The organism is Nonomuraea sp. K271 (genome assembly GCF_009908215.1).
Lineage (GTDB): Bacteria > Actinomycetota > Actinomycetes > Streptosporangiales > Streptosporangiaceae > Nonomuraea > Nonomuraea longispora.
The window spans coordinates 1-830 of sequence record NZ_JAAAHR010000390.1 but is presented as its reverse complement, the minus strand read 5'-3'; the positions used below and the strand labels follow the sequence as shown (position 1 = coordinate 830).

General features: G+C 69.0%; 2 protein-coding genes. One reads left to right on the top strand and one right to left on the bottom strand.

The features are described from left to right. On the bottom strand, positions 1 to 340 hold a 340-nt coding region (locus GUY59_RS49710), incomplete at its 3' end, for a hypothetical protein (RefSeq protein WP_212746395.1). A 52-nt stretch (positions 341 to 392) separates the two neighbouring features. Between GUY59_RS49710 and GUY59_RS47130 the strand changes: the two genes are divergently transcribed. Next, entirely contained in the window at positions 393 to 707 is a 315-nt protein-coding gene (locus GUY59_RS47130) for a hypothetical protein (protein WP_138208871.1), read from the top strand. Positions 708 to 830: the final 123 nt, after the last annotated feature.

The window sequence follows — 830 nt, the reverse complement described above, 5'->3', positions numbered from 1 at the left end:
CACCCTGGCCTCCGAACTGACCGCCGAGGGCGACACCGCCGCCCTGACGTTCTCCTGCGAGCGCGCCAAGGCGGCCGGCGACGACTACGCCGCCGCCGAGTCGCTGCTGCTGGATTCCCTCAACGAGGCAGCCGAGCGGACGGGATGGCCCAAGAAACTGCTGCCGCCGGACGCCTGCCCACAGGTCACGCCGGGCAGCCGGTTCGGCTCGGCGCTGAGCGAATGGTGCCGCCGCAGCCCCCGCCGGGTGGTGCTGTTCCTCGACGAGATCGACGCCCTGCAAGGCAACAGCCTGGTCAGCATCCTCAGCCAGCTCCGGGACGGCCACAACGCCCGGCATGAGGGGCGTCCGTTCCCCGCGTCCGTGGTGCTGTGCGGCCTGCGTGACCTGCGTGACTACAAGATCGCCTCCGGCGGCGACCCAAAGGAGCAATCCGGCCAGCGCGTTCAACATCGTCGCCGAGTCACTGCGGCTGGGCGACTTCACCGCCGACCAGATAGCCGAGCTGTACGACCAGCACACCCGGGCCACCGGCCAGGAGTTCACCAAGGACGCGGTCGACCGGGTCTTCGAGCTGACGCAGGGCCAGCCATGGCTGGTCAACGCCATCGCCCACGAGATCACCTTCAAGATGAGGGCGACCGGCTCCATCACCGCCGGGCACGTGGACGAGGCCAAGGAACGGTTGATCCGCCAGCGTGCGTGATCGAACCGATCGTCGCGGGAACATGGCCGGGCACGGACACGTCCTTCGACGATGACGTCTCCTACGTGCACGACCTCGGCCTCAGCCGAGGGCCCGGGGACCTGGAGATCGCCAACCCCATCT